The sequence below is a fragment of the Nostoc sp. genome, assembly GCF_036917815.1.
Taxonomy (GTDB): Bacteria; Cyanobacteriota; Cyanobacteriia; order Cyanobacteriales; family Nostocaceae; genus Nostoc.
The window spans coordinates 42,401-50,566 of sequence record NZ_JBALEK010000029.1 but is presented as its reverse complement, the minus strand read 5'-3'; the positions used below and the strand labels follow the sequence as shown (position 1 = coordinate 50,566).

The 8,166-nt window shown below is 42.3% G+C and carries 7 protein-coding genes; 2 read left to right on the top strand and 5 right to left on the bottom strand.

What is annotated here, in order from left to right:
• Nucleotides 1-181: 181 nt before the first annotated feature.
• Both psb27 and V7K97_RS07985 read left to right on the top strand, forming a co-directional pair.
• Nucleotides 182-586 (top strand): photosystem II protein Psb27, encoded by a 405-nt coding sequence (gene psb27, locus V7K97_RS07990; protein ID WP_334800314.1) that lies wholly within the window; start codon nt 182-184, stop codon nt 584-586.
• Nucleotides 587-1,042: 456 nt separating this feature from the next.
• Nucleotides 1,043-2,542 (top strand): family 10 glycosylhydrolase, encoded by a 1,500-nt coding sequence (locus V7K97_RS07985; protein ID WP_334800312.1) that lies wholly within the window; start codon nt 1,043-1,045, stop codon nt 2,540-2,542.
• A gap of 77 nt (nt 2,543-2,619) precedes the next feature.
• Here the strand turns inward: V7K97_RS07985 and V7K97_RS07980 are convergent, their stop codons facing one another.
• The 5 genes from V7K97_RS07980 to V7K97_RS07960 form a co-directional block, all read right to left on the bottom strand.
• Nucleotides 2,620-3,246 (bottom strand): chloramphenicol phosphotransferase CPT family protein, encoded by a 627-nt coding sequence (locus V7K97_RS07980; protein ID WP_334800311.1) that lies wholly within the window; start codon nt 3,244-3,246, stop codon nt 2,620-2,622.
• Between the two features lie 99 nt (nt 3,247-3,345).
• On the bottom strand, nt 3,346-3,570 hold the full coding sequence (locus tag V7K97_RS07975; protein ID WP_334800310.1) for a hypothetical protein: 225 nt from the start codon (nt 3,568-3,570) through the stop codon (nt 3,346-3,348).
• Between the two features lie 524 nt (nt 3,571-4,094).
• The gene (locus tag V7K97_RS07970) at nt 4,095-5,051 is read right to left on the bottom strand and encodes an HNH endonuclease (protein ID WP_334800309.1); all 957 of its coding nucleotides are present in this window, start codon (nt 5,049-5,051) and stop codon (nt 4,095-4,097) included.
• Nucleotides 5,052-5,287: 236 nt separating this feature from the next.
• The gene (locus V7K97_RS07965; RefSeq protein WP_334800307.1) at nt 5,288-5,890 is read right to left on the bottom strand and encodes a molybdenum cofactor guanylyltransferase; all 603 of its coding nucleotides are present in this window, start codon (nt 5,888-5,890) and stop codon (nt 5,288-5,290) included.
• 99 nt (nt 5,891-5,989) lie between these two features.
• A complete protein-coding gene (locus V7K97_RS07960; RefSeq protein WP_334800306.1) occupies nt 5,990-8,047 on the bottom strand; it encodes a thioredoxin domain-containing protein in 2,058 nt (685 codons plus the stop codon).
• Nucleotides 8,048-8,166 lie beyond the last annotated feature (119 nt).

Below are 8,166 nucleotides of genomic sequence, written 5' to 3'. Positions count from 1 at the left end.
ATCCGGTAGTGGGTGACTCTACTACTAATAGTACCTCGAAGGAAGTTCTGGCAACATTAAGAATGTACCAGAAGCCTACACCGACCTGTACTCAGTCGGTGTAGGTAGTTCACCACTCAATTGATCCCCAAGTTACCAATCCAAGATAGGATGGACGTTGATTTACGTATTCTTTTACTTAATGCATATGAAGCGCTATTGGTCGCGTTTGCTTGCGCTGGTTTTGGTTGTATCTCTCGGCTTAATGGGTTGTTCTGGCAGTCCAGATAGTTTGAGTGGGGATTATCGTCAAGATACCTTAGCTGTGGTCAATATTATGAGACAAGCTCTGGATATATCACAAGATTCACCAGATAAAGCAGCAGTTCAAGCAGAAGCGCGTCAAAAAATTAATGACTTTTCAGCTCGCTACCAGCGAGTTAACTCTGTTTCTGGTCTTGGCTCCTTTACAACCATACGAACAGCCCTCAACTCTCTGGCTGGACATTACAGTTCTTACCCAAATCGTCCCGTACCCGAAAAACTCAAAAATCGTCTAGAGAAGGAGTTGCAGCAGGTAGAGACGGCGCTGAAGCGTGGCGGTTAACTATTAACTATTGCCTGCTCCATCATCAATAGTCAGGAGTCAAAAATTATGACTCTTGACTATTTTGTTAACTTTATTGAAACCTGAGTTTTAAATTTTCAACTAAACTGATTGATACTCTCCAAACTAAAAGTCAGGATGTCAAACTGCCATTTATATGTTTATGTGTTTGTAAAAGAATACGGCAACAGAAATAGGTCTTTAAGAGTCTTGAAAAAATAGGTTTTAAAACCCTTGCTAGCTAAAAGTATAAGCTGATACACTTTTTCCAAAATTATCTAAGTTGGAATCGATGACGATCGCAAATTAGAGGGTTTAATATCGAACGAACGTTAACACGTAGCTCAGAGTCGGAGCCACTCCGTCTTTGCCCAGTTAATCTGGGGAAACCAAGCTACAGACGGAGATTTAAACTCAGACTAAAACTCTTTTGAATTTGTTCATCTACTGGTAGGTATGTCTAATCGTCCCTTGAACTTTGCAAGATCAACATTATTTTGGCAACGCCTATTGGCTGTTGTTTTCACTAGTAGTTCGTTGCTCCCCAACTTTGGCAGCGAACCAGCAAGGGCGCAAGTAACTGAGTATTGTCAGTTATCATCAGCGACGGTGCAAGAAAAAGAAAACTTACGTTTGTCAGCCCTCAAAGGCGATCAAGATGCTCAAACGCTCTACCAAAACATAGTACAAAAACAGGCAGAGGAATTACAAGAATGCCGCACTCGGACTTGGCCACAAATCCAAGCCATTTGGTTGCGCTTGTATCCCTGTGACATTAAGCCGGGAACAATTGATCAGATTATGGATCGGATTGTTAACCGAGGCTATAACCAAGTTTATTTAGAAGTATTTTACGACGGGCAGGTATTATTGCCAGCAAGAGCTAACCCGACGGTTTGGCCGGCTGTGATTCGCACTCCAGGGGCAGAAAACACCGATATACTCGCCACAGCAATTAAAAAAGGTCGGCAACGTGGTTTGAAGGTCTACGCCTGGATGTTTACCGCAAATTTCGGATATACTTATGCCCAGCGTCCAGACAGAAAAGATGCGATCGCTCGTAATGGCAAAGGTCAAACGAGTTTATATGTGGTAGATAACGGCTCTCAAGTATTTATCGACCCTTATAATCTGCAAGCAAAACGCGACTACTACCAATTAGTACAAGAAATTTTACGCCGTCGCCCAGATGGTTTGTTATTGGACTACGTGCGTTATCCCCGACAAGCTGGAAGTGATTCCATCGCCACCAAAGTTTCAGATTTATGGCTATTTAGTCCCGCAACCCAAGAAGCTTTATTTAAACGGGCACAGAATTACAAAGGGCTGGACTTAATTCGGCGCTTTTTGACCAAGGGATTTGTCACTAGTGGAGATATAGCGGAAGTTGATCAACTTTATCCTCAAGAAGGAGAACCCCTCTGGCAAGGACGGCCTCTTCCACCAGCAGAAAAATCAATCCTGCCTGCAACTGATAGACAGCCGCTTTTACAATGGGAGCTGTGGCAGCTTGCCGTTGCCCACGCCATGCAAGGAATTCTAGATTTTGTCACCATAGCTAGTTACCCAGCAAAGCAGCTAGGTATTGCTACAGGAGTGGTGTTTTTCCCTGATGGCAACCAAACTGTCGGACAAGGGTATGATTCCCGTTTACAACCTTGGGATCGGTTCCCCAGCACATTAGAGTGGCATCCTATGGCTTATGGCACTTGCGGTGATGTCAGTTGTATTGTGGCGCAAGTGCAACGGGTTTTGAGTATGGCAAAACCGGGTACACAGATAATCCCGGCTTTAGCAGGTAAATGGGGAGAATCCGTCAGTAATCGTCCATCCCTAGAAGTGCAAATGCAGGCACTCCGACAATTTGCCCCCCAACTGAAGGGAGTTAGCCATTTTGCCTATTCTTGGCAATATCCTGAAAGTGATAGCGATCGCAAATTCTGTCGAGTTAAGTAGACTTCTTGCAGAAGTAGTGAAAAGCGATTGAATTTCCCTTTCAACTTATTACAATCACACACAGTTATGACTACAGCTTAAGGATCATGTGCAGCAAGTCGTTGGAATGCCGACGGTGCTGCACTATCTGCAAGGTGTTGGCGTATCACCTCAGCACAAGCACCGGGGCTTAACAACGAGGTATCAACTTCAAGGTCATAGATACCAGGGATGTGGACTTCACTTTGCCATAACTGAACCGGATGTGGCATCGGGGAGTCGGCTGTACTTCCCACGTTCCACCCCGTGTTTTGTCGTCGTTCCATAATAATCTCGATGGGGCAGTAAACGCCTACGAACAAAACCGGCAATCCGTTCAAACGTCGGGCACTATCAGCTAGAATGCCCCGCTCCATTACGTAGGCATCATGGTGTCCGACATCAACCACCACATTCAGACCCAAGCGGCTGTGGGCGGCAATAGACTCATACATGGCGCTGTACAGAATGGGAACCAGGGGTTCAATATCCTGGCGTTCTCCCCCTGGTCGTAGACCGATCCCAGGCAGGTATCGTGCGGGAGTCATTTGCATAAACCTATCGACACCCAAGTTCATCCACAGTCCATCAAATGTCTCTTGGATCACTGCGACAATGCTTGATTTCCCCGATCGCGGGACACCATTCAGGATGATAATCTGTCCTAGTTCCGGTGTCTGCCCCATAATCACTCCTCCGATTCTTAATAAATATAGTTAGCAGTTCCACGTTACGGCTAAAACGTTGAATAGGCAATTGAAAATGCTTCTACCTCAGCCAATGCCTCATGACTGATTTCGCCAATCACCCAATTGTGTTGCAAGGAAATAGCGCACATACTCTACGAATAATGGCCTCCATTTGTAGGTGCCATGTCCCATACCAGGAACAATATAACAGTCACCATCCAGAAAGCGTCCAGCACAAGCACGGGCATCTTTAACACTAACCATCGGATCGCTAGCGCCCACTAAAAAGCTCAGGCTTTTGGTTTTGAGTTTATTTCTCAACCCGCAGTAAATCTGGTTTCTTAGAGGTTGTTTGAAAAGTGGTTAGCTGTGATTTTAGGCACTTAGTGATCCCCCCTAACCCCCCTTAAAAAGCAGGGCTGTTTCATTCGTTCAGATCAGAATTTTGTCAAGAGTATCAACCAGAAAATTTAGTGAGTTGGTAATCGAAAAATTACTGTTTCAATCGGTAAATTTAAGTGCGATCGCCTGGTTTTTGACCCAATTAGAGTGTTTAAAAACCTGATTTTTTTGACTGATACGCTTGTAAATTAAGGTCTTTTAGGGAATGAATCAGCCCTGCCTTAAAAAGGGGGGAACCGGAGTCAAAGTCCCCCAATTTATCGGGGAGCCACTGCGCCCTTGCGGTTCCCCGACTTGAAGCACGTGGCGTGGATTTAGGGGGATCTCCAAGGGTTAGGCGTATACAAAAAAACTTTTCAAACATCCTCTTAGAAGAGGAATAAAATACTTTGAAATAACATAAATAAGTAAAGTCCCAATATATATAAATCCAAACTCAAAACTCAAAACTTATATTCCAGATCAAATTGTTCTGATGTTTGTTTTTGTGAATTAATAGCTATCAATTTATTCACGAAGTTAGGATATAATGAGGCATCATTACTAATTGTAATTACACCTTGAAAAATATCGAAAATTTTTATATAACATCTCAAATAGTTATTAACTTTTAATAAACTGCCAACATGAATATTGTTTTTATAATGATCATCATATAAATAGGGAAACCAAGATTTTTCTCCATATAAATCAATATTAAAATCGATTGATTTATTATGCCAACGCTCTTTTTGAAAATCTTGATAAATGATTAATCGTAATAATTCTCCCATATTATCATTAAGATAATCTGAACCCAGCCAATAATAAGCTAATTCATATGCAATTTTTATAATTGCACGTTTATAAAAAATTGTATCTATTTTCAATTGTTTATGTATAAGAGGTCGTTCACTACTAATAGGTTGAGCATTTAAAATTTTTTTTTCTTGTTCTTCAGATAATAAAGTTAAACCCTTTCTTTTTAATTTTTTGTTGGTAATATCTATTAGTTTCCTTCTGTCTGCTTCATCACCTGGCTTTGTACAAGCTTCTATATGAATATTTAATGCACCATCATCTTCAAATTCAATATCAACTTTTGAAGAAACCTGTTGTAGTTCTTTAGGATTACCAAAATTATCAAGTATATATCTAATTTTTTCTTGAGTACCAGCGATATAAGATTCGTAAAGCGGATTAGGAATTTTTCCTGATTTTCCAGGAATTTTTAATGCCAGACGAATTAATTGTACAAACTCATGGTTAGTAAGCTTTGAATCTATTGAGGAACCAAGGATATCATTACATATTTTACAAACACAATCTAAAGTAATATTTCCTCCTATACTATCAGGAAATATATGTTCTTTACTAAAATTAGTAGCAGACTTATTTTCTTTACAAATAATACATTGCATAATTTTTGCTAATAAAATTGAATATAAATTTATATGAACTTGGCACTTGGTGACACCAACTATAAAACTGCCGAAATTTTACAAAGCATAATCTAGTATATAGCGGTTCTCGGTTGAGTGAGGTACAAGAACCCCACCCCCCAACCCCCTCCCCGCAAGCGAAGAGGGGGCTTAAGATGTACCTTACTAGATTGAGAAACGCTATATTTATTTCCTAATACCATCAGATATAAAGATTAACTTAAAGCCAAGTCCTCTGGTGTATTACAGTTAAACAGCATTCCTGGTTCTGGTAAAGGCAAAACTTCTACAGGATATTGCCGAAGCCACTGCTGAAACGATCGCCCCCCTTGGTTGATAAACTCTAAGAGTTGTGGCAAACAGCGACGGCGATAGAAACCACACAGAGGTTCCCAGCCTTTAGGATGATCGGCTAAAGTTGCGATCGCATCATCTCCCACAGTATCAAGTCTAGTTACCCAATCTTGCAACACCTCAACCCGCAACCTCGGCAAATCACAAGCTAGCAACAGCAGCCATTCTGTCTGTACTTCGGCTAGTCCTTGAGCAAATCCAACGAGAGGACCGTGGGCGAGGGATTCTCCAGATAAAGGTACTTCTTGGATAAACTCACAACCAGGCAAAAGCAAATCTTGATAGCGTTCCGGCCAGGGAGAGACGACATAAACAACATCAGCACAGCTTTGAGCAATGCTACAAACTCGCTGCAACAACGGCACTCCTTGAATGGGAATCAAGGCTTTATCCTGACCCATCCGAGAACTCTTACCGCCGGCTAATACAATTGCAGTTAATTCGCTACATGAGTTAATAGTCATTCGTCAAAAAAACAGAGGGTAAAAAACGAGTCAAACTAAATGAACCGCTGACGCTGAAAGTAGAATATAATATGCAAATTAGATGTGTTTTAGCTTATTTCACGCCCTAACCTGACTTTTCTGGATTTGCTGCAATAAATGCTCTACACTTTCTGCTGGCGCCAGACACTTCAAACCTTGGCAAACTAACCCAACGCTTCCCTCTGGTAAATCAGATGTGATGGCAAACACAGCCGCCGGCAAATGCTTGGGGATCAAAGTATTGATTTGCTCGGTTGTGCTGCGAATCAAAGTAGAATTACGATACCAATCCAAAGCTGTAAACAAGCTGGGACAAGCTTGGGGAGCGCGATGCATTACACTCTTAAAAGCTTTCAAACCAAGTTCCGCTAAATCCAAATAATCTAGATTATCGGTGAGTAGGACCAGACGGACAAGATTAGCGATCGCAATTCCATTAGCTGAGGGTGTAGCATTATCAGCATAACTACGCTCTCTGACAATTAAATCTTGACTAGAGCCACTCGATGTGTTATCATAACCCCCTAACTCTACACTCCAAAGAAATTCGTTGAATTCATCTTGGATAGCGATCGCATTTTCTAACCATTGCTCCTGGTCAGGGTTGGAAGCTTGTAAATCTAGCAGAGCTTTAATAAAGAAAGCGTAATCTTCAGACTGCGCTAAAACCGTCGGTTCTCCTTGATAGTTGAGTCTCTGGAAACGCCCATCGACAAACTGATTTTCCCAAATAAAATTTGCCGCTTGTGCTGCTAATTCCAGATATAACGGTTGTTGGAAAACCCCAGCAGCCCTAGCCAGCCCAGAAATCATCAAGCTATTCCAGGCGACAATCATTTTCGTATCTGTTACCGAAGGAATCCGACCTGGCCAGTTAATGGTTTTTGCCTCCTCGTTGTTACGAGCCGGGGGAAAAGTTTCTAGTGACTCCGAACTAACGCCATAACGAGCGGTAAACAGCTTACTCAGTATCGTTTCCAGGGTTACACTCAGTTGACCTGAATTCCTTCTTTGTAAAACGTTACTTCCTTCAAAGTTGCCGTTAGGGGTAACAGTAAATTGTTGTTGTAATTCCGTTAATTCTTCAGGTGTTAATAGTTCTTGTAATTCGCTGTAACTCCAAACGTAAAAAGTTCCTTCTTCTGGTTCTACCGCCGTGGCTTGGGTGAAGCTATCGGCATCTTGAGAAGCATAGAAGTAACCTTCAGGCGCGGTCATTTCCCGCTTCAGCCACTGGACAGTACCAGCAACCGCCCTCTCAAATGCTGGTTCTTGTACTCCCGCACTCCACAGAGAAGCTAGATACTCCACAATTTGTCCATTGTCGTAGAGCATCTTTTCAAAATGCGGTACTGTCCAAGTCGGGTCAACAGTATAGCGATGAAAACCACCGGCTATATGGTCATAAATCCCTCCCAGTGCTAAGTCTAATCCTCGCTGGGTACAAACTTGCTTGCCATCATAGCGAGATTCAAAATTAAATCGAGTTCCCCGCAGTGCTAATTCTGTGTAGGGAATCATCGGAAAACTGTTACCAGATTGATTAGGAGTAATTATACCTGTACTAGTTTCCCAACCTTGACGGAGTAATTCATGGTCTTCAAGCTCAGTTGTTGTACCATCTTGCAATACCGCAGATGTCAGCAGAGACTCAATAATTAGGGCTTTGCGTTGCTGTAAATCCTGTTTTTCTGTATCGTAATAACGGCGAAGGGATTGCAACACCTGCAAAAATCCCGGACGACCATAGCGCGGGTCTACAGGGAAATAAGTACCAGCGTAAAACGGCACTAAATCTTCTGGTGAAAGAAAAATATTTAAAGGCCAACCCCCTTGACCGCTCATCATCTGCAAAGCTTGCATATAGATGCTATCGAGGTCAGGTCTTTCTTCCCTGTCTACTTTGATGGCAAGATAATTGGTATTCATGTAATCAGCGATCGCAATATCAGAAAAAGCCTCGCCTTCCATGACAGTACACCAGTGGCAACTAGAGTAGCCAATGGAGAGAAAAATCGGTTTATTTTGCGCCCTTGCAGTTGCAAGTGCTTCGTCACACCAAGGCCACCAATCAATGGGGTTTTCGGCGTGTTTACGGAGATAGAGGCTCTTAGCTTCAGCAAGGCGATTAGTCATAATCAAACGCAATTAAGTTGCCTTCTTTGCTCAGTCTACCCTGTTCCCAGGAATCTTACTTCCCAACGCTAGTAGGGAAGGGGTTAGGGGTTAGGTCTGTATTGGACTCAACAAAGAAA

Excerpts from the sequence above, each read along its gene's own strand:
- V7K97_RS07965 (WP_334800307.1), bottom strand. The coding sequence starts at position 5,890 with ATGACTATTAACTCATGTAGCGAATTAACTGCAATTGTATTAGCCGGC.
- V7K97_RS07960 (WP_334800306.1), bottom strand. The coding sequence starts at position 8,047 with ATGACTAATCGCCTTGCTGAAGCTAAGAGCCTCTATCTCCGTAAACAC.
- V7K97_RS07980 (WP_334800311.1), bottom strand. The coding sequence starts at position 3,246 with ATGGGGCAGACACCGGAACTAGGACAGATTATCATCCTGAATGGTGTC.
- V7K97_RS07970 (WP_334800309.1), bottom strand. The coding sequence starts at position 5,051 with ATGCAATGTATTATTTGTAAAGAAAATAAGTCTGCTACTAATTTTAGT.
- psb27 (WP_334800314.1), top strand. The coding sequence starts at position 182 with ATGCATATGAAGCGCTATTGGTCGCGTTTGCTTGCGCTGGTTTTGGTT.
- V7K97_RS07985 (WP_334800312.1), top strand. The coding sequence starts at position 1,043 with ATGTCTAATCGTCCCTTGAACTTTGCAAGATCAACATTATTTTGGCAA.